This window comes from Pseudonocardia thermophila, assembly GCF_900142365.1.
GTDB lineage: Bacteria > Actinomycetota > Actinomycetes > Mycobacteriales > Pseudonocardiaceae > Pseudonocardia > Pseudonocardia thermophila.
Genome location: NZ_FRAP01000011.1, coordinates 179139 through 200815, shown reverse-complemented (window position 1 = coordinate 200815; position 21677 = coordinate 179139). Strand labels below are relative to the sequence as shown.

20 protein-coding genes, 1 tRNA gene and 2 pseudogenes are annotated in these 21677 nt (G+C 72.6%); 8 read left to right on the top strand and 15 right to left on the bottom strand.

The window, feature by feature from the left end; all coding sequences use genetic code 11:
* Nucleotides 1-93 precede the first annotated feature (93 nt).
* The 3 genes and pseudogenes from BUE41_RS15895 to BUE41_RS15885 form a co-directional block, all read right to left on the bottom strand.
* A pseudogene (locus BUE41_RS15895) lies at nt 94-753 on the bottom strand (response regulator); the annotation flags it as partial.
* 117 nt (nt 754-870) lie between these two features.
* Entirely contained in the window at nt 871-1062 is a 192-nt protein-coding gene (locus BUE41_RS30810; protein WP_159444920.1) for a hypothetical protein, read from the bottom strand.
* 136 nt (nt 1063-1198) lie between these two features.
* Nucleotides 1199-2959: a LuxR C-terminal-related transcriptional regulator gene (locus BUE41_RS15885; protein ID WP_073457880.1), complete on the bottom strand. Its 1761-nt coding sequence runs from the start codon at nt 2957-2959 to the stop codon at nt 1199-1201.
* Between the two features lie 62 nt (nt 2960-3021).
* Here BUE41_RS15885 and BUE41_RS31315 point away from each other — a divergent pair, with 62 nt between their 5' ends.
* Entirely contained in the window at nt 3022-3876 is an 855-nt protein-coding gene (locus BUE41_RS31315) for a hypothetical protein (protein WP_200803932.1), read from the top strand.
* A gap of 1065 nt (nt 3877-4941) precedes the next feature.
* Here the strand turns inward: BUE41_RS31315 and BUE41_RS15875 are convergent.
* Nucleotides 4942-5015 (bottom strand) — tRNA-Pro (locus BUE41_RS15875).
* A gap of 544 nt (nt 5016-5559) precedes the next feature.
* On the opposite strand from BUE41_RS15875, the gene BUE41_RS15865 reads away from it, so the two are divergent.
* The 4 genes from BUE41_RS15865 to BUE41_RS15850 all read left to right on the top strand — a co-directional run bounded on the left by BUE41_RS15865 (nt 5560) and on the right by BUE41_RS15850 (nt 10050).
* On the top strand, nt 5560-7023 hold the full coding sequence (locus BUE41_RS15865; protein WP_073457877.1) for an amidase family protein: 1464 nt from the start codon (nt 5560-5562) through the stop codon (nt 7021-7023).
* A gap of 1 nt (nt 7024) precedes the next feature.
* Nucleotides 7025-8776 (top strand): FAD-binding oxidoreductase, encoded by a 1752-nt coding sequence (locus tag BUE41_RS15860; RefSeq protein ID WP_073457876.1) that lies wholly within the window; start codon nt 7025-7027, stop codon nt 8774-8776.
* 114 nt (nt 8777-8890) lie between these two features.
* Nucleotides 8891-9070: a DUF1918 domain-containing protein gene (locus BUE41_RS15855; RefSeq protein WP_073457875.1), complete on the top strand. Its 180-nt coding sequence runs from the start codon at nt 8891-8893 to the stop codon at nt 9068-9070.
* Nucleotides 9071-9285: 215 nt separating this feature from the next.
* Nucleotides 9286-10050, top strand: coding sequence for a 3-oxoacyl-ACP reductase (locus tag BUE41_RS15850; protein WP_073457874.1), 765 nt, complete (start codon nt 9286-9288; stop codon nt 10048-10050).
* 109 nt (nt 10051-10159) lie between these two features.
* Here BUE41_RS15850 and BUE41_RS15845 read toward each other — a convergent pair whose 3' ends face one another.
* On the bottom strand, nt 10160-10708 hold the full coding sequence (locus BUE41_RS15845) for a TetR/AcrR family transcriptional regulator (protein WP_073457873.1): 549 nt from the start codon (nt 10706-10708) through the stop codon (nt 10160-10162).
* Nucleotides 10709-10726: 18 nt separating this feature from the next.
* Here BUE41_RS15845 and BUE41_RS15840 point away from each other — a divergent pair, with 18 nt between their 5' ends.
* Nucleotides 10727-11194, top strand: coding sequence for a nuclear transport factor 2 family protein (locus BUE41_RS15840; protein WP_073457872.1), 468 nt, complete (start codon nt 10727-10729; stop codon nt 11192-11194).
* Nucleotides 11195-11258: 64 nt separating this feature from the next.
* Here the strand turns inward: BUE41_RS15840 and BUE41_RS32915 are convergent, their stop codons facing one another.
* Nucleotides 11259-11999 (bottom strand): hypothetical protein, encoded by a 741-nt coding sequence (locus tag BUE41_RS32915; RefSeq protein WP_407691669.1) that lies wholly within the window; start codon nt 11997-11999, stop codon nt 11259-11261.
* Between the two features lie 16 nt (nt 12000-12015).
* On the opposite strand from BUE41_RS32915, the gene BUE41_RS31920 reads away from it, so the two are divergent.
* Nucleotides 12016-12177 carry a hypothetical protein gene (locus BUE41_RS31920; protein WP_234997287.1) on the top strand — a complete coding sequence of 54 codons (162 nt, stop codon included), beginning with the start codon at nt 12016-12018 and terminating at the stop codon, nt 12175-12177.
* Between the two features lie 30 nt (nt 12178-12207).
* Here the strand turns inward: BUE41_RS31920 and BUE41_RS15830 are convergent.
* From BUE41_RS15830 to BUE41_RS15810, 5 genes and pseudogenes are all read right to left on the bottom strand, one after another.
* A pseudogene (locus tag BUE41_RS15830) lies at nt 12208-13181 on the bottom strand (helix-turn-helix domain-containing protein).
* A 119-nt stretch (nt 13182-13300) separates the two neighbouring features.
* Nucleotides 13301-13699: a winged helix-turn-helix transcriptional regulator gene (locus BUE41_RS15825; RefSeq protein WP_200803930.1), complete on the bottom strand. Its 399-nt coding sequence runs from the start codon at nt 13697-13699 to the stop codon at nt 13301-13303.
* A gap of 74 nt (nt 13700-13773) precedes the next feature.
* On the bottom strand, nt 13774-14319 hold the full coding sequence (locus BUE41_RS15820; RefSeq protein WP_073457870.1) for a maleylpyruvate isomerase family mycothiol-dependent enzyme: 546 nt from the start codon (nt 14317-14319) through the stop codon (nt 13774-13776).
* Nucleotides 14312-14992 carry an esterase/lipase family protein gene (locus BUE41_RS15815; RefSeq protein WP_073457869.1) on the bottom strand — a complete coding sequence of 227 codons (681 nt, stop codon included), beginning with the start codon at nt 14990-14992 and terminating at the stop codon, nt 14312-14314. Before BUE41_RS15815 ends, BUE41_RS15820 begins: the two co-directional genes overlap by 8 nt.
* Nucleotides 14992-15918 (bottom strand): NADP-dependent oxidoreductase, encoded by a 927-nt coding sequence (locus tag BUE41_RS15810; protein ID WP_073457868.1) that lies wholly within the window; start codon nt 15916-15918, stop codon nt 14992-14994. Before BUE41_RS15810 ends, BUE41_RS15815 begins: the two co-directional genes overlap by 1 nt.
* Nucleotides 15919-16207: 289 nt before the next feature.
* Here BUE41_RS15810 and BUE41_RS30805 point away from each other — a divergent pair, with 289 nt between their 5' ends.
* Nucleotides 16208-16699: a DUF3237 domain-containing protein gene (locus BUE41_RS30805; protein ID WP_159444919.1), complete on the top strand. Its 492-nt coding sequence runs from the start codon at nt 16208-16210 to the stop codon at nt 16697-16699.
* 168 nt (nt 16700-16867) lie between these two features.
* Here the strand turns inward: BUE41_RS30805 and BUE41_RS15800 are convergent, their stop codons facing one another.
* From BUE41_RS15800 to BUE41_RS15785, 4 genes are all read right to left on the bottom strand, one after another.
* Nucleotides 16868-18085, bottom strand: a complete 1218-nt coding sequence (locus tag BUE41_RS15800; protein ID WP_073457913.1) for an acyl-CoA dehydrogenase family protein — start codon at nt 18083-18085, stop codon at nt 16868-16870.
* A gap of 300 nt (nt 18086-18385) precedes the next feature.
* Nucleotides 18386-19690: a PucR family transcriptional regulator gene (locus BUE41_RS15795; RefSeq protein WP_073457867.1), complete on the bottom strand. Its 1305-nt coding sequence runs from the start codon at nt 19688-19690 to the stop codon at nt 18386-18388.
* 59 nt (nt 19691-19749) lie between these two features.
* Nucleotides 19750-20688 carry a VOC family protein gene (locus BUE41_RS15790; RefSeq protein ID WP_073457866.1) on the bottom strand — a complete coding sequence of 313 codons (939 nt, stop codon included), beginning with the start codon at nt 20686-20688 and terminating at the stop codon, nt 19750-19752.
* A gap of 14 nt (nt 20689-20702) precedes the next feature.
* Nucleotides 20703-21563 (bottom strand): fumarylacetoacetate hydrolase family protein, encoded by an 861-nt coding sequence (locus tag BUE41_RS15785; RefSeq protein WP_073457865.1) that lies wholly within the window; start codon nt 21561-21563, stop codon nt 20703-20705.
* Nucleotides 21564-21677 lie beyond the last annotated feature (114 nt).

Sequence of the window (21677 nt, the reverse complement as noted above, 5' to 3'; positions counted from 1 at the left end):
TGCACGCGGTTCTCCGCGCCCAGCTTGATCAGCAGCGCTGACACGTACGTCGACGGTGGCCTCGGCGAGCCCCAACCGGCAGGCGATCGCTGCGTTGGAGTCGCCCGCGGCGAGCCGGCCGAGCACCTGCCGCTCCCGCAGCGTGAGATTCGCGGGCGGGCGCGCCGGGACGGCCGAACCGGCCAGGCGCGGGAGCAGCCGCGCGGCGATCGGCGGATCGAGCACCGCACCGCCCGCGTGGAGATCGAGCACGGCGCGCACGAGCACCTCCGGGTCGGCGTCCTTGAGCAGGAACCCCTGCACGCCGATGCGCAGCGCCTCGGCGACGTACTCGTCGAGATCGAACGTGGTGAGCACGGCCGTGACCGGCGAATCGGGGCGGGCGCGCAGCGTCCGCATCGCAGCGAGCCCGTCGGTGCCCGGCATCTGCACGTCGACCAGCGCGGCGTCCGGCCGGTGCCGGGCAACCGCGGCCAGCAGCTCATCGCCGTCCGCGGCGAGGCCGACGACCTGCACCGCACCGCCCGCCTCTAACAGGGTGCACAGGCCGGTCCGCAGCAGCGGCTCGTCGTCGGCGAGCACGACGCGCACAGGTCGTCGAGCGCTCGCGCGTCCCCCGCCATGTCTCGGAGAGTAGCTGGCACGCCGCCTGATGGATGAGCGATGGTGGGGCCGGGTCGAGCGATCGGCCACCGTGACCAGAAGACCGGCGGACGCCGAGCGAGCGGGGGAGCCGCTCGATGCGGCCGCCATCGCCGATATGGAACCAGCCGCCGTCGAACGCCGCAGCCGTCTCCTCGGGCTGCCGCCAGCACTCGGCCAGCACGCCGTTGCTGCGGGCGAGGATCTCCCCTCCGTGCTCGGCGAGGCTCACCAGATGACGGGCGGGATCGCGGCGGAGACCAGGCGACGGGCTCGCTCGCCGGGCTCGGCGCGGTTCGTGGTGAGCAGCGGCGACGTCTCGGTCATCCCGCAGATCTGGCAGAACTCCCAGCCCAGCTCCTCCATCCGCTGAACGAGGCTCGTCGGGCGATGGGCACCGCCGCAGGTCGCGCTGCGCATGGAAAACGGTGCTGCTCCACGGGTTGGGGCCGGCACGTGACCGGGACGAGCCGGGATCGGGGCAGGACGACGAAGAGCGGCGTGCGCGTGCGAGAGCGCCGGGGACGGCACGCCCGAGGTCACCGTGCGCTGCGGGTCAGGTCAGGATGTGCCGGCGGCGCGCCTCGCGGACCGACTCGGTCCGGCGCGCCACGCCCAACTTCGTGCAGATGTTCTTGAGGTACCACTTGACGGTGTTGATCGTGACGCCGAGCTTGCGCGCGATCTCCTTGTTGGATAGGCCGAGGTCCACGAGCCGGAGGATCTCGATCTCGCGGGCGTTGAGCGGTTCCTCGGCACCCGGGTGGTCAGCGCAGCCGACGATCACCGCCGGCGTGCCCGGCTGCACGGTGGAGCGGGCGGTGGCGAGCAGCCGGGACAGGTAGTCGAACGGCACCTCGGGCAGGTCGGCGGGCCAGCGGCGGCACCGGGCCGCATCACGGAGGTCGGCGATGATCTTCAGAAGGGCCGGGGAACGGTCGACGACGCTGCGGATCAGTCCAGCCTGCGCGCTGACGACGAGTGCGGGCACCAGGGTGCGCACCGCTGTGGCGGTGTCGCCGACGACCGCGTGCACCCCGGCGAGATCGATCCGGGCGATAGTCTTGGCGTACCGCCAGCCCACGGCGCGGCTCTCGTCGAGCACGTCGGTCAGCAGCGACCGGGCACCGTCGTGATCGCCTTTCGCCGACAACAGCTGGGCACGCATGCCGAGATGGTGGTGGCGGACGGCCATCGTGATCCCGTCGTAGCCGCGCGGGACCTCGCCCTGGCGGGCCAGCACGCTCTCCGCTCGCCCCACGTCACCGAGGGCCAGGTGCATGCGGACCCGTTCGTCGTCCACTGCTGCGGCCAACCGGGGCAGCGCGAGCTGAGTGGCGGCCTCGTGGCCCTCGTCGAGCAGCGACCAGGCCTTCTCCGGGTCGCCGCGCAGCGCCTTGATGCGCGCCAGGGTCGTGAAGGTGGCGATCAGGAATTCGGCGACGCCGCTCTCGGCTCCCAGCTCGTGGCAGCCCTCGAGCAACCGTTCGGCGGTGTCGGCGTCCCCGCGTTCGTAGTGCAGCCTGCCGAGCAGCGCTCCGGCCAGCCGCGCGGCGTGCGAGTGCTGCCCCGCACTCCCCCTGGCCAGCGCCACCGCCTCCTCATAGAGCCGCTGCGCCCCGACGAGGTTCAGCTGGGCGAGCGCCGCCAGCCCGGCGAAGCAGCGGCCGTAGACGCCGGCGAACGGGCCGGTCGTGGTCGCGTGGAACGGGTTCGCCCAGCGCTGCCGCTCCTGGGCGGTGCCGTAGCGGAACGTGTGGATGTCCACGAACGCCCGGATGTTCGCGGACACCGCGACCAGCCACGACCGGTACGGCGGATCGGGCACGAGGTACCGGTCGACCAGGGCGGCCGCCCGGTCGATCCGGTCGCCGTAGATGTCGATGCACGCCTGCAGGACGTCCGCCTCTCCCAGCAGGTCCACGCTCTCCTCGTCGGTCGCCGAACCGATCGCGGCGCGGACGTGGTCGAGCGCAGTCTGCGCGGGCCGCGCGCGTTGCAGCAGGCAGTTGGCCCAGGCGATGGCGATCTGCAGCTTCGGCCTGCCGAGCGGCAGCTCCGTGGGCAGCTTGTTGACCAGGCCGAGCAGGGTCGCCATCCGGCTGTGCTCGACCATGTGCATGGCTTGGCGCTCCACCAGGTCCACGGCCCCGGTGTCGTTGCCAGCGGCCAGGGCATGCGTGACGGCCTCGCTGAGCAGGCCGTGGTCGGCGAACCAGGCCGACGCGGTGCGGTGCAGCGTGACAATCCGGTCGGCGTGGTCCCGCTCCAGCCGTTTGCGCAGGTAGCCCGCGAACAGGTGGTGGTAGCGGACCACTCCCGGTTGTCGTCGAGCGGCCGCAGGAACATGTCGCGCCGCTCGAGCTCCTCCAGCAGCGCTTGGCCGCGCGGCTGCCCGCTCACCGCGGCCGCGAGATCGCCGCAGAGCCGGTCGCAGATCGACGTGGTGAGCAGGAAGTCGAGCAGGTCCTCGGGCAGGGCGTCGAGCACGTTCTCGGCGAGGTAGTCGCCGATGGAGTGATGCCGCCCGGAGAAGCCGCGGATGAGCGCGCCGGGATCGTCGCTGTTGCGCAGCGACAGCGACGCGAGCTGGAGCGCGGCGACCCACCCGTCGGTGGACGTCCACAGCTGGTTGACCGCCTCGTTGTCCAGGGCGAGCGCGTTGATGCCGAGGAGGAACTCCGCGGACTCCTGCCGGTCGAACCGCAGGAGGGTGGCGTCGACCTCAGTGACCTGGTTGCGTACCTTGAGCCGCCCGATCGCGGGTGCCCGGGTGCGGCTGGTGATCACCAGGTGCAGGTTGTCCGGACCCGCGTTGAGCAGGAAGTCGAGGGCGGCGGCGGCATCCGGGTCGTCGATGAGGTGCCAGTCGTCGAAGACGATCGCGAGCGGGCGTCGGTACTCCGCGATCTGGTTGACCAACTCGGTGAGCACGTAGCGCCGGACGTCCTGCGAGCGCTCCTCCAGCAGGTCAATCAGCTCACCGGCGGCCAGGTGGTGCGCGTAGTAGGCGACCACAGCCTCCACTCCGGGGCCGACGCCGAAGCCGCGGCGCAGGGCGGCGCTCCACCGTCCCGCGAGATCTCGGCGGCCTCGGCCGGGGTCTTCAGCCTGCCGTTTCCCGATCCCGTGGATCCCGACCACGGCGTGCCAGCTGGTCATCGTCGTCCCTCCGTCGGCTCAAGCACGACGACCTCTGCGTCGAACCCGGCAACAAGTAGTTGTCCGCGCTGATAGTGATTGAGCGGACCTTGGCGGGTAGATCGATCCGTTCGACCTCCTGTCTCTCCCCGAGGTCCCACAGCCGTACGGTGACATTTGCCCTGCCGGTGACTGCGATCGGCCAGCTGTCTACCACGGCGCAGGCCACCGAGTAGACGGTGCCACTGTGGCCAGTAGGCGGCTCGCCCAGCGGGACGCGCTCCCGCAGATCAAACCGCACGCCATTCCGCACTCCGGTGACCGCGATCGGGCATCCATCCACCACGGTGCAGGCCACCGACACGACGGGGTCGCAGTGGCCGGTGAGCGGATCACCCAGCGGGCCATCGAGGGCGCCAGATCGAGGAGACCGAGAGCTGAGCCCGGCTCAGTCGCCCGGGCAGCCATGAGCGAGGCACGCTAGATTCGCTCAACGACCGGTAACGACTGCCGCACCGGGGACCTGACGCCGGCCGCATCGACCGCGGCGTGTTGACCCCGTGACGAACCTCCTCCACATGACGGCGTCCCGACGAAGCTCTTGCAGCCGATCTCTACCCATCTGGTCAAGGGGTCGCATGCACTGCGGGGCCGGTACCGACCGCGGGCCCCGCTTGGCGGCTGCCGATGCCGTCATCCTGACGTGCTCCACAGGGGCTCGCACAGCAGTCATGCCCAGTCATGCCCGCCGACGGCACAAGGCCGACACCCACAGCAGGCAACCCCGCTGACCTGTGTCAACCCGGATCACGGGACCTCGGCCACGCGTGCGGAACCCACGAGAGGCAAACCCGCGGCCCCTTGACCAAAGGCTGGTCCGGCACCCCTGCCGGCTACGCCTGCAGCACCACCGGAGCGAATGTGACGTCGACCGCTCCGAACCCCACTTGGCGCCAATCGGTCAACGAACTTGACCCCACTTGGCCGGTCGGTCAGAGCCTGGGCACGCCGCTCCAGATTCGCTCCAGTACGCCACCGGATCGACCACAGTGGACGCTGCAGCAAGATCGACTTCAGACCGGCCCAGCCGCGACGTTTCCGCTGGTAGACAGACGGATGGGCGGTCCTCCCCGTCGTGGAGGACCGCCCATCGTGCCGTCGGGACGACAGGATTTGAACCTGCGACCCCTTGACCCCCAGTCAAGTGCGCTACCAAGCTGCGCCACGTCCCGGCCGCCCCCGAGGAGGCTCGTTCAGCCTACAACACCGCCGAGTCGAGCCGTTCGGCCGGTCGTGGCTCCCCCTCTGCCGGTCGCTGCACCGCTGGTCGCGGCGTTCGGACTCGCCCGTCCGCGGCACAAGCAGTCTCATGGGCACCGCGCCGCCGCACCACCGTCGATCGTCGCCCGGGCATGGCGACTTTGGTGGGTACCGGGCGGTAACCGCGGAGCGGCTCCTGCTCCCGGACTGCCCAGCGAGTCGCGCATGTGGTCCTGCGACGCGCGCTCCGCTCTCACGCCGCCGTGGATCGCGCGCAGAACTCGCCCGGACCGGACGCGGGCACACCCGACCGAACGCAGGACTCACGCAGCCGAACGCAGAACTCGCCGGACAGAACGCGAGACTCGCCGCGCCCCGGCCGGGCCTTCAGGAACGCCGGCCCGTCCGCGCCATCGCCCGCCCGCTCGGTGGGGTGAGCCCGCGCGAGGTCAGCCAGGATTGGGTGCGTCATGCCGAGGGCATCGACTTCACCGCTGTGCAGGTGGCGGCGGCCGCATGACGAGCACCGCGCCCACGCTGGCGGCGATGAACGGCACCCGCATGCTGGCCGATCTGGAGTCGGGCGCCGTCACCGCCGTCGAACTGCTCGAACGCCACCTCGCCCTGCTCGACGGGCCCGGCGCGGCGCTGAACGCCGTGGTCGACACCGAGCGGGCCGGGGCGCTGCGCGCCGCCGCGGCCGTCGACGCGGCCCGCTCAGCCGGGGAACCGGTCGGTCCGCTGGCCAGCCTGCCCGTCACGGTCAAGGACGCGTTCGACGCCGCCGGCATGCGCACCTCCCACGGACGGCTGTCGGACGCACGGCAGGCCACGGTCGACTCCCCGCTCGTTCGGCGGCTTCGGGAAGCCGGCGCCGTAGTGGTCGGCAAGACGAACGTGCCCGTCTACCTGGCCGATCACCAGTCGGCGAACGAGGACTTCGGCCGCACCCGCAACCCGTACGACCCGCAGCGGTCGCCGGGCGGCTCGTCCGGCGGATCGGGCGCGGCGGTGGCGGCGGGCCTCGCGGTGGCGGACTTCGGCAGCGACCTCGCCGGCTCGCTGCGGGTCCCCGCCGCGTGGTGCGGGTTGTTCGGGCACCGCCCATCGAACGGGATCGTGTCCAAGCTCGGGCACATGCCGTGGCCGGAGGGCGGGCTGCTGGAACCGATGGTCTCCGCCGTCGGTCCGATGACCCGCTCCGCGGCCGACTCGGCCCGGTTCCTCGACGCGATCGCCGGCGCCGAAGGGCTGGAGGCGCGGGCGTGGCGGCTCGAGCTGCCACCGCCTCGCGTGAGCTCGCTCGCCGATGCGCGGGTGGCGGTGTGGCTCGACGACCCGGCCTGCCCCGTCGACACCGAGACGCGGGACGCGATCCGCGCCTTCGCCGACGCGCTCGCCCGGGCCGGCGCCCACGTCGAGGAGCTGACCGATCCGCCGGTGCGCGGGCAGGAAGCCATCGACCTGTTCGTGCGGCTGCAGGCGGGCGAGGTCGTGCACGGCTTCGACGAGGAGGCGTACGCGCGCAGCGTGCGCCTCGTCGAGGAGGGTGCAACCGGTCGAGCGGGCGCGATGGCCCGCGGGCACCTGCAGTCGCTGCGGGACGCGCTGGACGACTTCGAGGAGCAGCGGGCGATCACGGCTCGCTGGGCGGACGTCCACGAGCGCCACCACGTCGTGCTCTGCCCGGCCGCGCCGTGCGCCGCGCCGGTGCACTCGGACGTCCCCGTGGACCGGCGGACCCTCGTGCTCGACGGGCGCGAGTACCCCGCCGCCGACACCGTCAACGCATGGAGCCGGATCTCCAGCCTCGGCCGCGGCCCCGCGACGGTCGTCCCGGTGGGCCCGGGGCCGGTGACCGGGCTGCCGATCGGCGCCCAGCTCCTGGGCGCCTACCTCGACGACCGCACCCCGCTCGCCGTCGCGATGCTCGCCGAGGAGGCCGGGCTCATCGGTTTCACCCCACCCGAAGGGTTCTGACGTGCTCTCCGAGACGCTCGCCGCCGACCTGCGTGCACTGCTCGGCGACTCCGCTGAGGTCAGGGACGACGAGGCCGCCCGCAAGTCCGCGACCAAGGACTTCTCGTGGGTCTCGCCGATCATCCACAACACGATCCCGCGCACGCTGCCGGACGTCGTGGTCACCGTCCGCACGGTCGAGGCCGTGCGGACGCTGGCCCGGTTCGCCCACGAGCGGCGGATCCCGCTCACCGCCCGCGGCAAGGGCACCTCGAACTACGGCCAGATCATCCCGCTCGCGCGGGGGATCATGGTCGACTTCCACGAGCTGTCCGGCGACCTGGTCCTCGACGACGACGGGGTGGTCCACGGCCTGCCCGGCACCACATGGCGCGACCTGTTCGCCTTCCTGGAGGACACGGGCCGGGAACCCGCGATGTTCCCGACCACGCTGAACAGCACGCTCGCCGGGTCCGTCGCCGGCGGCGCGGGCAGGCCGGGGTCGATCGAGCACGGGTTCAACCACGAGGGCTTCGTGCAGATGCTGACCCTCGTGCCGGTCACCGCCGACGCCGAGCCGGTCACGCTGCGGTACCCGGACACCACTCCGCACGTGCACGCGTTCGGCACCACCGGGCTGTTCGTGCGCGTGGGGTTGCAGACCGTCCCGGCGCGGGAGCGGACCGCCGTGTTCGCCTCCGTGCCGGACCTCGACGCCGGCGCCGCGATGGCCCTGCAGATCCTGCAGCTGCGCCCGCCCCCGCAGATCCTCGCGGTCACCGAGCCCGAGCTCGCGGCGCTCTTCCCCGAGGACCCGGGGTTCGAGCCGGGCCGCACCAACCTGCGCGCCGTCGTCGACGTCGCCAACGCGCCGGTGGTGCAGGAGATCGTCGAGCGCGGCGGCGGCACGGTGACCGGTGCGCGGCCGGACGCGGTCCGCTACCTCGCGACGCTCATCAACAACCACACGACGGTGCGGGCGAAGGCGAAGCGCCCGGAGCTGTACCACGTCCTCGTCCGCGGCAACGCGATCCTCGGCAAGCGCGCGCTCATCGCTGAGGCGTTCGAGGACGCCACCGTGCAGCTGGAGGGCATCCGCGGTCGGGGGGCCCGTGCCTCTCGGCCCGGATCCTCGCGCCGCACCGCGACGACGCCCTGGTGCACGCGGGCATGGACCGGCTGCGCGCCGAGGGCCTGGAGGTGGACAGCCCGCACAGCTGGGTCGTGCACACCGACATGCCGCCGCGGTGGGCGGCTGCGGACCGCTACGACCCCGTGGGCCTGCTCAACCCCGGCAAACTGCCGCGGGAGTGAGGATCGACCTTCCACCGACCGGATCGGGACGAACGGCCCCTGCCCAGTGCCTCCGCCGGCGCCATACGCTCGACGGGTGAGCATCGCCGTTCCGATCGACGACCTGGCCAAGACCGCGGCCCGCTACGGCTTCGCCTACCTGGTGACCATCGCCGACGACGGGCGACCGCACATCGTCGCGGTGTCCCCGCAGGTGCGGGACGGCGCGGTCGTCGTCGGCGACCTGGGCCGCAAGACCCGCGCCAACGTCGCCGCGCGTCCCGCCGCCACGCTCGTCTGGCCCCCGACCTCGGCCGCCGATCACTCCCTGATCGTCGACGGCGAGACCGCGCTCTCCGACGACGTGCTCACCGTGACGCCGACCCGGGCCGTCCTGCACCGCCCGGCACCCGCACCCACCGCGGGCGGCGGCTGCGGATCCGACTGCGTGGAGCTGCCGACGGCGTCCGGCCGGGGCTGACCGTCGGACGCGCGGCGGTGGGCCGGTGCGCCCGCGGCGCCCCCGGCGAAGGTCCCTGCCCGCGACGGCTGCGTCCGGGGAGCGTGGGGGTGCACCGACCAGGAGGAGGCCACCATGCCGCACAGCACCGCGGTCGACCCCGCCGTCGCCGACCCCTTCACGGTCCCCGCCCAGTGGCGGCGCGGAGAGGTCGTCGAGGTCATCCGTAACGGGGACCGGGAGCAGTACCGCATCCGGTGGGAGGACGGGCAGGAATCGCTGTACCGGCCGGGCACCGGTACGCCGCCGGCCTGACCGGCAGGGCGCCGCGTCCGCACCGGACCCCGTCGCCGCGGGCGAGGGTCAGCACCCTGTCTGGCGCCGTCGAGACCCAGCTGACAGCATGGCCCGATCAACGCGGTTCGAACCTCCGATGGTGACGGATGGAGCTGCGCCGGGCCACCGACTCCACGGGAAGCCGCGTGATCGTCGGCATCGTCGCCGCCTGAGGACGAGGGAGCAGGACGAAGGTGCAGCGACTCGAGGGCCGAGTGGCCGTCGTAACGGGAGGCGGCAGCGGAGTCGGTCTCGCGACCGTGCGCAGGTTCGCCGCCGAGGGCGCGCTCGTCGTCGTCGCCGACATCGACGACGACGCCGGCAGAACGGCCGCCGACGAGGTGGGCGGGCTGTTCGTCCGCACCGACGTGACCGACGAGGGCCAGGTCGAGAACCTGTTCCGCGCCGCCGCCGACACCTTCGGCAAGCTCGACATCGCCTTCAACAACGCCGGGATCTCGCCGCCCGACGACGACTCGATCCTGATCACCGGGATCGAGGCGTGGGAGCGCGTGCAGAAGGTCAACCTGACGTCGGTCTACCTGTGCTGCAAGCACGCCATCCCGCACATGCGGGCGAACGGCAAGGGTTCGATCATCAACACCGCGTCGTGCGTCGCGACGATGGGCGCAGCGACCTCGCAGATCTCCTACACCGCCTCCAAGGGCGGGGTGCTGGCGATGTCGCGGGAGCTCGGCGTCCAGTTCGCGCGCGAAGGGATCCGGGTCAACGCGCTGTCCCCCGGCCCGGTCAACACGCCGCTGCTGCAGGAACTGTTCGCCAAGGACCCGGAGCGGGCCGCCCGGCGGCTCGTCCACGTACCGCTGGGCCGGTTCGCCGAACCCGAGGAGATCGCTGCCGCCGCCGCGTTCCTCGCGTCGGACGACTCGTCGTTCATCACCGCGTCGAACTTCCTCGTCGACGGCGGCATCTCCGGCGCGTACGTGACCCCGCTGTAGTGCCGCGAGAACTGACGAACGGCACGTTCGTGAGCACCATTGCTGACGAAGGTGCCGTTCGTCGAGCTGCGCCAGGAACCCGGCCCGCACGGAGCCGACGCGTCCGGGATCATCGGGTGGGCAGCAGGCGCGCGGCGGCCGTTCGCGCACTGAGTGCGAAGTCCGCCGCGCCGAGCACTGCGGCGCTGACGATCGCTCCCTCGGCGAGCAGGAAGATCTGGCGCGCGGTCTCGGTCGATCCTCCCGCGGCGCGGACGAGCTCCTCGACGTAGCCGGCGAACAGCTCCTTGTGCCGGCGGGCTTCCGCGGCCACCGCGGCGGACGTGGCGCCGAGCTCACCGAAGGAGTTGACGAACGCGCAGCCGCGGAAGTCCTGCTCGGCGAACCACGCGCCGAGCCAGTCGAAGACCGCCAGCACCCGCTCCCGCGGGTCGGCGGCCTGCTCGACGTGGGCGGCCAGGCGGGCCCGCCACTGCTCGTCACGGCGCCGCAACCAGGCCACGACCAGCGCCTCCTTCGACGGGAACAGCTGATAGAGGCGCTTGAGCGAGGCACCGGAGGCGTCGCGCACGTCGTCCATGCCCACGGCGCCGACACCGCGCGCGTAGAACAGCGCGCCTGCCGCAGCCAGGACGTCGTCGTTGCTCGGAGAACGCACGTTCTCTACGCTACCGGAATGAGCGATCGACCCCCTCTCCCGCCGTTCACGCTCGAGACGGCGACCCAGAAGGTCCGCATGGCGGAGAACGCGTGGAACACCCGCGACCCGGAACGGGTGGCGCTCGCGTACACCGAGGACTCCCGCTGGCGCAACCGCGACGAGTTCATCACCGGGCGCGCCGAGATCGTGCAGTTCCTGACCCGCAAGTGGGAGCGGGAGCTGGAGTACCGGCTCATCAAGGAGATCTGGGCCTACGGCGACAACCGCATCGCCGTCCGGTTCGCCTACGAGAGCCACGACGCCGACGGGCAGTGGTGGCGCTCCTACGGCAACGAGAACTGGGAGTTCGACGAGCACGGGCTGATGGCCGTGCGGCACGCGTCGATCAACGACGTGCCGATCACCGAGGCCGAGCGCGCCTACCACTGGCCGCTCGGGCCCCGACCCGACGACCACCCGGGACTCAGCGACCTGGGGTTCTGAACCCCACCGGTCGGACCGCGGCGCTGGTCCGCACCGCTGCATCCCGGACAGTCCCCGCCGCGGTTCACGCCATCCCGGACGCCGTTGGTTGAGCCGCACCGATCGCGCGACGCACCGTCGGCTCGTGCCGGGAGAGTCCCGGCACCGGCCGAAGGAAGTGGTGATCCGCGCATGAAGGTGTTCGTCGCCGGCGGGACCGGCGTTCTGGGACGGCGGTTGGTTCCGCAGCTGGTGGCGCGGGGGGCACGAGGTGGTCGCGACGACCACGAGCCCGGCGAAGCTGGACCTGCTGCGGGAGATGGGAGCGGATGCGGTTGTGATGGACGGGCTCGACGCCGAGTCCGTGCACGACGCCGTGGTGAAGGCCTCCCCGGTCGTCGTCGTCCACCAGATGACGGCGATCTCGCCGGTCCACGCCGGCAAGCCCGACGTCAAGCACATGGACCGCTGGTTCGCTCGGACGATCCGGCTCCGCACGGCGGGCACCGACAACCTGCTGGCCGCGGCCGCGGCGGCCGAGGTGCCGCACGTGGTCGCGCAGAGCTACGCGAGCTGGAACGGCATCCGCGAAGGTGGGTGGGTCAAGACCGAGGATGATCCGCTCGACCTGCACGTCGGCACGCCCGCGCACCCGGGGATGCTGGCGATCAAGCACGTCGAGCAGCAGGTGCTGGCGGTGGACGGGGCCGCGCTGCGCTACGGCGGCCTCTACGGGCCAGGCGCCGTCGACGACCAGGTCGAGCTGGTGCGCAAGCGGCAGTACCCGCTGATCGGTGACGGCGGCGGGTACTCGTCGTGGATCCACCTCGGCGAAACCGCCGATGACGCTGCCGAAGTGGCTCGGGCGGATGCTCGCCGGGTCGGTGGCCGTCGCGATGATGACCGAGGGCCGCGGGTTCTCCAACACCAAGGCGAAGCGCGAGCTCGGATGGCAGCTGCGGTACCCGTCGTGGCGGGAGGGGTTCCGCGCCGCGCTGGCCTGACGCGGACTCCCCCGGTGTCGCGCGCGGACGTCAGCCGGCGAGCGCGGTGTCGCCGGCCGACGCCGTGTCCCGGAACGCGCGCCGGTAGCTCGACGGGGACGTGCCCAGGACCGCGACGAACCGCTGGCGCATCGTGACCACGCTGCCGAAGCCGGCGAGCCGGGCGATGCGCTCGACGGTCTCGTCGGTCTCCTCCAGCAGCTCCCGCGCCCGGGTCAGCCGCTGGCTGAGCACCCACTGCGCCGGTGTGGTGCCGGTGACCTCGCGGAAGCGTCGGGTGAAGTTCCGGGTGGACATGAACGCGATCGCCGCCAGGTCCGCCAAGCTGAACTCCTGGTCGAGGTGGTGGACCACGTGCTCCATCACCTTCTGCACACCGCCCGCCGCGGCACCCCGCTCGGGCACCGGGGTCATGATGAACTGCGCCTGCCCGCCTTCGCGGTGCGGCGGCATCACCATGTGCCGCGCGACCTGCCGGGCCACCCGCGCGCCGTGGTCGCGGCGGACGACGTGCAGCGCGAGATCGACCGCGGCGGCGGTGCCGGCGGACGTGAGGACCCGGCCGTCGTCGACGTAGAGCACGTCGGGCTCGACCCGGATCCGCGGGAAGGCCCGGGCGAGCCGGTCGGTGTGCTTCCAGTGGGTCGTCGCGCGGCGATCGTCGAGCAGACCCGCGAACGCGAGGACGAACGCGCCGTCGCAGAACGACACGATGCGTGCGCCGCGAGCGTGCGCGCGGCGGAGCGCGGCCAGGACATCGGGATCGGGCGGGACGACCGGCTGGTCGGGGTCCACCGGACAGCCCCGACCCCGGCCCCGGCGACGATCACGGTGTCCGCCGCGTCGACGGCGTCGAGCCCGTACGGGATCGGCACGGTGACCAGGCCGCAGTCCGCCAGCACAGCAGCCGGATCGGCCGCGCACAGCTGCACGTCGTACCAGGGCTCGGGGAGCCCGCTGCGGTGGCCGGCGAAGATCTCCAGCGCGATCCCGACCTCGAACATCGAGAACCGCTGCGGCACGAGGAGCGCGACCCGGTGGGGCGTCACGCTGGCACCGTACGGCGGCGGATCCCGAACGGCTGCCGGCGCGACGGCCATCGACCGACGAGATCCGGCCACCACTACCCGCGATGCACTCGGTTGAGCTCGATCACCGACGGCCGTTCGCCGCGCAGCACCCGGGTGTCGAAGTCCTGGCGGGCGGAGCGGATCGCGTCGACGTGCGCCTCGGCCCAGTCGTAGACGGTGCGCTGCAGCGAGAGCAGCTGCCGGCCCAGCCCGGTCAGCGAGTAGCGCACCCGGGCGGGGACCACGGTGGTCTCGACGCATCGATCGACGAACCCGTCACGTTCGAGGCCGCGCAGCGTCTGCGTCAGCATCTTCTGCGTCAGCTGCGGGTGCTCGCGACGCAGGTCTCCGTGGTGGCGCGGGCCGTCCGCCAGCGACGCGACGAGCAGGGTCGCCCACCGTTCACCGAGGCGGGCCAGCACGATGTGACCCGGGCAGTCCTGGAGGCTCACATCCCCACGATGGGCGCGGCAGGCGCCCGCTTGAACCGCGGACGTGGCCACGCGGCGATGGGCTCGCGCCACGTTCAGGCCGGCCGCCAGTGCGGGTCGCGGCCGTAGCGGCGCACGAGCGCAGCGATCCGGTCGTCGCCGGGATCAGCCGGGAGCGCCGGCCGGTAGGCACGGCCCTCCCCGACCAGCGGACTGCGCGGGTCGGTGGCGCGCACCGCCACGGCCTCGGAGGCGACGAGCAGGTCCTCGGGTACGCGCGCTTCCCGGCCGAGTGAGGTGAGCAGGTCCCAGCGGTGGATGACCATGTCGGCCAGGTGGACCGTGAGCACGGTCCGGACGCTCTGCTCCGTCTGCGAGGACGGGACGAGCACCGGGTCCGTTCGACCGGTGAAGAAGGCGAGCCAGCGGTCGGCGGCGAGCCCGAACGCCCGCACCGGGTCGCCCTCGGGGCGTGTGCCGCCGCAGATGGCGACGTGCTCGGTGGTCATGTGCTCCACGAGAGCGCGGACGCTCCATCCCGCGCACGGCGTCGGCTGCTCCCACTCGGCGGACCGGATGCCGTCGACCACGCGACGGATCTCAGCGAGTGCGCAGGCGTCGAGGCGGAGCAGGTCATCCATGGTGCAGGTCCACGGCAGCGGCGATGAGCATCGCCGCGAGCTGAGGCGGGCGCAGCAGCATGGCGTCGTGGCCGGCGGTGATCGCCCGGAGGGGGAAGCCCTGCGCCTCGGCGAGCTCGGCGAACGGCAGGGTGCGCGGCTCGCAGACGATCCCGATCCCCGGGATGCCGGCGTCGGCGAACCGGAAACCCGCGGCCACATCGGTGAAGGTGCGCACGGGCTGGGGCCGCAGTCGTGGGGTGACAGCGGCGGCGAGCTGCGGATCGTCGATGCCGAACACCGCCGGCGGCGGCACCGGCACGGCGGGCTGATCCGCGGCGCTCGTACTGATCAGCTCCGCCATCCGGGTAGGGACGAGGTCGAGGAACGAGGCCGGCTCGACGGCGAACCACGCGTCGATCCCGATCACCCCGGCGACGCGATCCGGTACCGCCGCGGCAGCCTCCTGGGCGACCAGGCCACCGTGGCTGTGCGCGACCAGCAGCGAACCGGGGGCGAGGGCCTCGCAGACGGCTCGCGCCTGATCGGACAGCGACACCGCGGGATCGCCGTCGGCCCCGGGCAGGTCGAGGGCGACGACCTCGTGGCCGGCGGCGCGCAGCAGATCGGCCACGGGAGCCCACGCCCAGGCGCCGTGCCAGGCACCGTGGACGAGTACCAGGCGGCGCCGCATCAGGCGTCCGGGGTGAGCACGATGCGGCTGCGCAGGCCACCCGCCTCCATGAGGGCGTGCGCTGCGGCGGCCTCACCCAACCGGTGCGGCAGCACGTCCGGCGGGACGACGACGTCCTTCTCGACCAGCTCGACCAGCTCGCGCAGGACGGTGGTGTCGGCCCACGACTCGTGGACCACGACCCGGGTACCGCGCAGGGGAAGCGGCGCGAACGGGCGGACGAGCGCCACGAAGGTGCCACCGCCGCGGAGGGCCTCATGGGCGGCGGCACCGAGGTTGGCGGTGTCGATCACCGCATCCACCCCGCGCGGTCCCAGGGTCCGCAGCTGCACGGCCAGGTCGTCGGTGTCGGCGAACCGGGCGCCGAGGCCCTCGATCCGTTTCGCGTCGCCCGCCCGGCCGGCCGCCACGACGTCGAGGCCGCGGTGGACGGCGACTGCGACGCACATCTGCCCGATCACCCCGCCCCCGCCGGTGACCAGCAGCGATCTGCCGGATGATGCTGCGCGGACAGCGCCGATGGCCGTGACCCCGGCCAGTGGGAGACCGCCGGCGGTCAGGAGATCGACGCCGTCGGGGGCGTCGACGACGGCGGACTCGTGCAGCGCGACGAACTCGGCGTGGGTGCCGGGCCGGCCGAGGACGTCCCGCAGCCCGATGACGCGGTCGCCGGGCGCGACGGCGGTGACGCGGGTACCGACGGCCTCGACGGTGCCGGCGACGTCCCAGCCCATCCCGTACCGCGGGGCCGGGACGAGCAGACCGGCGTGCTGCAGCCTGCCGGCGCGCAGCGACACGTCGATCCAGTTCAGTCCCGCGGCGGCGACGCGGACGAGGACGTCCTCCGGGCCGGGTTCGGGGACGGGCCCGTCGACCAGCTGAAGCACGTCGGGGGCGCCGAATTCTTCGACGATCAGGCTCCTCATGCGGCGGACGCTAGGCAGCGCCGGGCAGCCGGGACAGAAGGCACTTGCAGGTGCCCACCCGCGCCGGCGGGCAGAGCGCATCCCCGCCGCGCACGGACGGTCGGAGCAGCGAACGGCCCTTTCGTCCACTCCTGGTGGACGAAAGGGCCGTTCGCTGCGATCGGGCACCGCGATCGGGCACGGCCACACGGCGACGGGTCTGCGCCGCAACGCTCGCTACGCGATCGAGACCGGGCGCGGAGCACCTACCGTCGGGCTCCCACCCGGGCCGCGATCGAGGGAGACGGACATGACGCCGGCGACGACCACCATGGCGAGCCCTGCGCCCCTCGAGGGCACCGATCTCGAGTACCTGTGCGCGATCGAGGCGCACTTCGGCGACGTCGTGACCGCCCCGACCCCGACGGGCACCCGGATGCTCTTCCCGGTGACGCACGGGAGCGTCACCGGGCCCCGGCTCGCGGGACGGATCGTCCCCGGCTCGATCGACTGGGTCACCGTCGGCGCCGATGGTGTCGGCCGCATCGACGTCCACGCGCTGGTGGAGACCCAGGACGGGGCGCGGATCGAGCTGACCGCCACTGGGCGGGCGGTGCTCGGTGAGCGCACCACTGCCTTCCTCGCGGGCGAGGAGGTCCTCGGGCGCGACGCCTACCTGCGGATCTCGCCGCTGTTCCAGACGAGCGATGCCCGCTACGCCTGGCTCAACGAGATCGTGGCGGTGGCCCGCTGCGATCTTTCACCGGCGCGGATCCGGTACCAGGTGTCGCGGGTGCGCTGAGGCCGTTCCCACACCTTCGTACGTGGCACCGTTCCCGTCGTTGCGAGCCCACTGAGGTCTGCGCTACGAACGGCCCTTTCGTCCACTCGGGGTGGACGAAAGGGCCGTTCGTAGCGATCGGGGCGGCCTGGCGCCGGCGTGGATCCGGCACCAGCTGCGCCGGGTGCGTCAGATCAACGCCGTGACCTGCTCCTGCTGCCCGAGCAGCTCGCGCCCGTACACCTCCGCCGCGATGGACGGGTTGACGACGGCGTGGCGGCTGCCGGTCTCCTGGTCCCGCCAGATGCGCTGCAGCGGGTTCTTCTCGCCGAAGCTGCTCGCCCCGCCGATGCTCACGAGCAGGTCGATGGCCTCCCGGCAGCGGCGGGCGATGTAGCCGGTGTCCATCCGCACGCGGGTGCGGGTGAGCCGGTCCATGTACTGCGCCGACGAGGCCCACTCGTCGATGTCGGCGGCCGCACGCATGGCGTGCAGGTGAGCGGTGTCGATCAGCTGCACGGCCTCGGCGAGGTTCAGCTGCGTGGTGGGGGCGGCCGCCGAGTCCTCGTAGAAGGTGTACGAGATCGGCTTGCGCTTGGTGAGCGTCTCCATGACGACGTCGAGCGCCGCGCGGGCCATGCCGATCTGCGGGCCGACGAGGATCAGCGCGAGCACGGGCACGAACGCCGAGCGGTACAGCGTCTCGCCGGTGTGCTCGGTGCCGTACTCCCCCTCCACCGCCTTCGGGACCGACAGGATGCGGTGTGCGGGCACGAAGACCTCGTCCGCGACGAGGGTGTTGCTCGCCGTGGCGCGCAGACCGGCGACGAACCAGGTGTCCTTCACCGTCAGCTCGGACATCGGGATCAGCGCCAGGCCCTGGTCGACCTGGGCGCCCGCCGCGTCGACGACGGGGATGCCCAGCACCGCCCACTGCGCGTGCGCCGAACCGGACGCGAAGCCCCACGACCCCGACACGACCTGGCCGCCGTCGACGGCCCGGACCCGTGCGGCCGGGGCGAGCACACCGCACACTCGGGCCTCGGGATCGGCGCCCCACACGTCCCGCTGGGCCTGCTCCGGGAAGAGCCCGACCATCCAGCAGCAGACGTTCATCAGCGCGGTGACCCAGGCCGCCGAACCGTCGCCGCGGCCGATCTCCTCGCTCACCTCCATGAACGTGGTGAAGTCGGCCTCGAGCCCGCCCCAGCGGCGCGGCTGCATGATGCGGAAGACCCCCGTGGCCCGCAGCGCCTCGACGACCTCGTCCGGCACGCGCCGGTCGGCCTCGGCCCGGGCGGCCTCGGCGCGCAGCAGGGGACGCAGGTCGGCGAGGCGGCGCAGCAGCTCCGCGGCCGACGGCCGGTCGTCGATCGCCGGGTGGGGGATCTCTGCGGTGGTCGTCATCGGATCTCCTCGTCGAGTGGCAGTGGCGGGCAGCGACGTCGGACGCAGCCACATCGGACGCAGCCGCATCGGATGCGGCGACATCGGACGCAGCGGCATCGGATGCAGCGGCATCGGATGCAGCGGCATCGGATGCAGCGGCATCGGATGCAGCGGCATCGGCTGAACCAGGACGTCGAGACGGATCGGCAGGCGATCGGTGCGGCCGCGGATCGCCGATGCCGGTAGTACACGGCGTGCGCCGCGTCTGCGGCTTGCTCCGTCAGCACAGAGTTCGGGCCGCGCCTTGGACCGCCGTTCCTATCCGCCCTGCGGCAGCACGGCCGCGCCCAGCCGCTGGGCGAGCAGCAACGCGGTGTGCAGCTCCAACCGGCGGGTGCCGACGTCGCGGCCGAGCAGCTCCTCCGCCCGCCGCACGCGGTAGACCACCGTCCCGCGTGCGACGTGCATGTCGGCGGCGACGGCGGTGACGCTGCGCTCCTGGTCGAGGTAGCGCAGCAGGGTCTCGCGCAGCGCGTCGGCCTGCTCGGTCGGGGCGGCCAGCGGGCCCAGTTCGCGGGCGACGAACTCGCGGGCCGTGTCGAGGTCCTCGGTCAGCATGGCCAGGACTGAGACGTCGGCGTAGCCGGTGCTGCGCGCCGCCCGGGGCCCGGCCAGCCGTGCGAGGCGGTGCGCCCGCACCGCCTGGACGTGGCTCTGCCGGAACCCGGCCGGGCCGCAGCCGGGCAGGCCGTGCGCGGTGCGGATCCGCGGATCCGCGGGCTCGGGCACCGGGTCGCTGGGCTGCTCGCCCGCAACGGCGCCCCACGCCCACAGGACCGAACCCCCGACCGGCACGACGAGGACCGCGGCCGCGCCGCTGGCACGCAGCTGGGCCTGAGCAGCGCGTTCCAGATCAGTGGTGAGGTTCCCCGCATCCGCCCACGCGACGAGCGCCAGGTGCCGCCGGCTCAGGTCGTAGCCGAGCAGCTCGGACGTCGCCGGAACGTCGACGTCCTCGCCGTCCAGGATGCGGCTGACCGCCTCGGCGCGGGCCGCGGCGGCGCTGGTGATCCACCGGTCCCGCTCGGCGAGGAACTCCACCACCATCGCGTCGGCGAAGCCGTCGATGTAGCGGAACAGCTCCTCGGACACGGACTTCATCTCGTCGGCGACGCGGTCGGTCCCGACGTGCGCCTCGCAGGCGGAGAGGAACGCCTGGGCCATCCCCGCGTGGCCGAAGCGGATACCGCGCAGCACCGTGTCGAGGGTGATGCCGCGGCGCACGAATTCGCGATCGCCCTCGAGCGCCTCCTCAGTGATCGGCTGCAGCCCGAGGTCGGGATAGGCCAGCAGCAGCATCGCGCGCAGCGCGGAGGACTCCGTCCCCTTGCGCAGCATCTGGAACGGGCCCTCGCCGCCGCCGAAGGCCGGGATCTCCGCGATGATCGTCCGCGCCATCTCGCGCCCGACCTCGACGCCCCAGCACAGGGGTCCCTCCCCCAGGTGCGCGATCGTCTCGGCGACGGTCGCGGGCGAGCTCGCGGCCTCCTGTACCCGCACCGGGCCGCGGGAGGCCAGCTGCAGCAGCCATTCCCGGCCTGCTGCGGGCGAAGGAGAGGGCATCGTTGCCACCTGGGGTGCGTCGGGTGAGGTGACGACGCCCGACCGTACCGGTCGACGGCTCAGGCGCCGGAGTGCGCGCCGGTCATGAGCGCCGCGAGGTCCTCCGGCTTGATGAACGACGGCGGAGGCGGCGGCCCCCAGTTGAACAGCCCCTTGGCGCCTTCGAGCGTCTCCGGCGTCCAGAGCTGGTCGTCGAGGATGCTGTCCATGTCGGAGTAGTACTCCGAGAAGTTCCCGGCGGGATCCTTCAGGTACCAGAAGAAGTTCGATCCCGCGTGGTGGCGGCCGAGGCCCCACACGTGCCGTTCGGGGTGGTCCTCGAGCATCGCCATCGCGCCGCGGCCGATCTCGTCGATGTCGTCGACCTGCCACGACGTGTGGTGCAGGAACGCGACCGGCGCGCTCAGCACGAGGACGTTGTGGTGGTCGGTGGAGCAGCGCATGAACGCGCCGGCGCCGGCGATCCGGTCCGACAGCTTGAAACCGAGACCGTCGATGAAGAACCGCTCGGTGACGGCCAGGTCGGGGGTGCCGATGACGACGTGGCCGAGTTTGCGCGGCCGGACCGGGCCGGTGCGCACGACACCCGGTGCGCGGGCACCGATCCGCTCCAGCCGCCCCGGTCCGTTGTAGCGCGTGGCGGGAACCCGTGGCTGGTCGAGCCGCGGGAGCACTGCCACCGTCGCACGGATCCCCGTCGCGGGCTCCACCGTGGTGAGTCCGTCCGCGCGGAGGTCGGCCGGGAGCCCGAGGCGCGTGAGCCGGTCGGACACCCGGCCGAGGTCGTCCTGGTCGTCGGCGCCGACCGTGAACTGCACCAACCGCCGGAAGGGAGTGCGCACCAGGCGGAGCTGCTCTCCCCCGTCGACGGTGCGGAACACCCGCTCCCCCTCGACACCGGTGTCGACCGGCATGAGCCCGAAGTCGGTGTAGTAGCGAGCGGTCTCCTCGACGTTCGGGACGCCGATCACCACCGACGCGAGCCGGTGCAGGGCCATGTCTCCTCCTCGAGTCAGGCGGCGACGAACTTCTGGTGCAGCTCCCCGATCCCGCGCACCCAGCTGACCAGCTCCTCGCCGGGGTGCAGGAACCGCTGAGGGGTGCGGCCCAGCCCGACGCCTGCGGGGGTGCCGGTGAAGATGATGTCGCCGGGCAGCAGCGGGGCCACGTGGGAGAGCCGCTCGATCAGGACCGGCACCGTGAAGATCATGTCGCTGGTGCGGCCGTCCTGCACGGTCTCGCCGTCGATCGCGCAGCCGAGCTCCAGGTCGTCCGGGTCCTCGAACTCGTCCACGGTGACGACGCACGGGCCGAGCGGGGCGAAGCCGGGGAACGACTTGCCGAGGCTGAACTGCGGAGCGGGGCCGGCCATCTGGCTCTTGCGTTCCGAGAGGTCCTGGCCGATGGTCAGCCCGGCGACGTACGACCAGGCGTCCGCGGCCGCGACCCTCTCCGCGCGCTTGCCGATGACGGCGACGAGCTCGACCTCCCAGTCGGTGTTTCCGCCTGCGGGCAGCACGACGGTGGTGACCGGGCCGGTGAGCGCGGTGCGGAACTTCGTGAACACCGGGGGCAGGCCCTCGGGCACCGCGAAGTTCGTCTCGGCGGCGTGCTCGCGGTAGTTCAGCCCGATGGCGAACACCTGCGCGGGCGCCGGGACCGGTGCGCCGAGGTCGGCGGGGTTCACCGGGACGGCGTCGCCCTGGTCGATCGGGGCCGAGCGGGCCCACGCCACGAACTCGTCCCACCGTTCGTAGACGGCCTGCGGGTCGGCGGAGAACTCGCCGCCGGACGCTTTCTCGACGTCCACCGCGGCGCCCGGGTCACCGCCGGTGAGCAGGACCAGCCGGCCGGACAGGTTGGCGATGCGCACGGGTTCACCTCACTAAGACGGGACGAGTCGATGTCCGAAGCCTGCGCCCAGTTGTATCGACATGTCAAGTCAGTTTCGAAATTGCTATCCATTCACGAAGATGGTTGACTACGG

Excerpts from the sequence above, each read along its gene's own strand:
- BUE41_RS30810 (WP_159444920.1), bottom strand. The coding sequence starts at position 1,062 with ATGCGCAGCGCGACCTGCGGCGGTGCCCATCGCCCGACGAGCCTCGTT.
- BUE41_RS15865 (WP_073457877.1), top strand. The coding sequence starts at position 5,560 with ATGACGAGCACCGCGCCCACGCTGGCGGCGATGAACGGCACCCGCATG.
- BUE41_RS15855 (WP_073457875.1), top strand. The coding sequence starts at position 8,891 with ATGCCGCACAGCACCGCGGTCGACCCCGCCGTCGCCGACCCCTTCACG.
- BUE41_RS15840 (WP_073457872.1), top strand. The coding sequence starts at position 10,727 with ATGAGCGATCGACCCCCTCTCCCGCCGTTCACGCTCGAGACGGCGACC.
- BUE41_RS31920 (WP_234997287.1), top strand. The coding sequence starts at position 12,016 with ATGACGCTGCCGAAGTGGCTCGGGCGGATGCTCGCCGGGTCGGTGGCC.
- BUE41_RS15820 (WP_073457870.1), bottom strand. The coding sequence starts at position 14,319 with ATGGATGACCTGCTCCGCCTCGACGCCTGCGCACTCGCTGAGATCCGT.
- BUE41_RS15815 (WP_073457869.1), bottom strand. The coding sequence starts at position 14,992 with ATGCGGCGCCGCCTGGTACTCGTCCACGGTGCCTGGCACGGCGCCTGG.
- BUE41_RS15810 (WP_073457868.1), bottom strand. The coding sequence starts at position 15,918 with ATGAGGAGCCTGATCGTCGAAGAATTCGGCGCCCCCGACGTGCTTCAG.
- BUE41_RS30805 (WP_159444919.1), top strand. The coding sequence starts at position 16,208 with ATGACGCCGGCGACGACCACCATGGCGAGCCCTGCGCCCCTCGAGGGC.
- BUE41_RS15800 (WP_073457913.1), bottom strand. The coding sequence starts at position 18,085 with ATGACGACCACCGCAGAGATCCCCCACCCGGCGATCGACGACCGGCCG.
- BUE41_RS15795 (WP_073457867.1), bottom strand. The coding sequence starts at position 19,690 with ATGCCCTCTCCTTCGCCCGCAGCAGGCCGGGAATGGCTGCTGCAGCTG.
- BUE41_RS15790 (WP_073457866.1), bottom strand. The coding sequence starts at position 20,688 with ATGGCCCTGCACCGGCTCGCGTCGGTGGTGATCGGCGTCCCGAACGTC.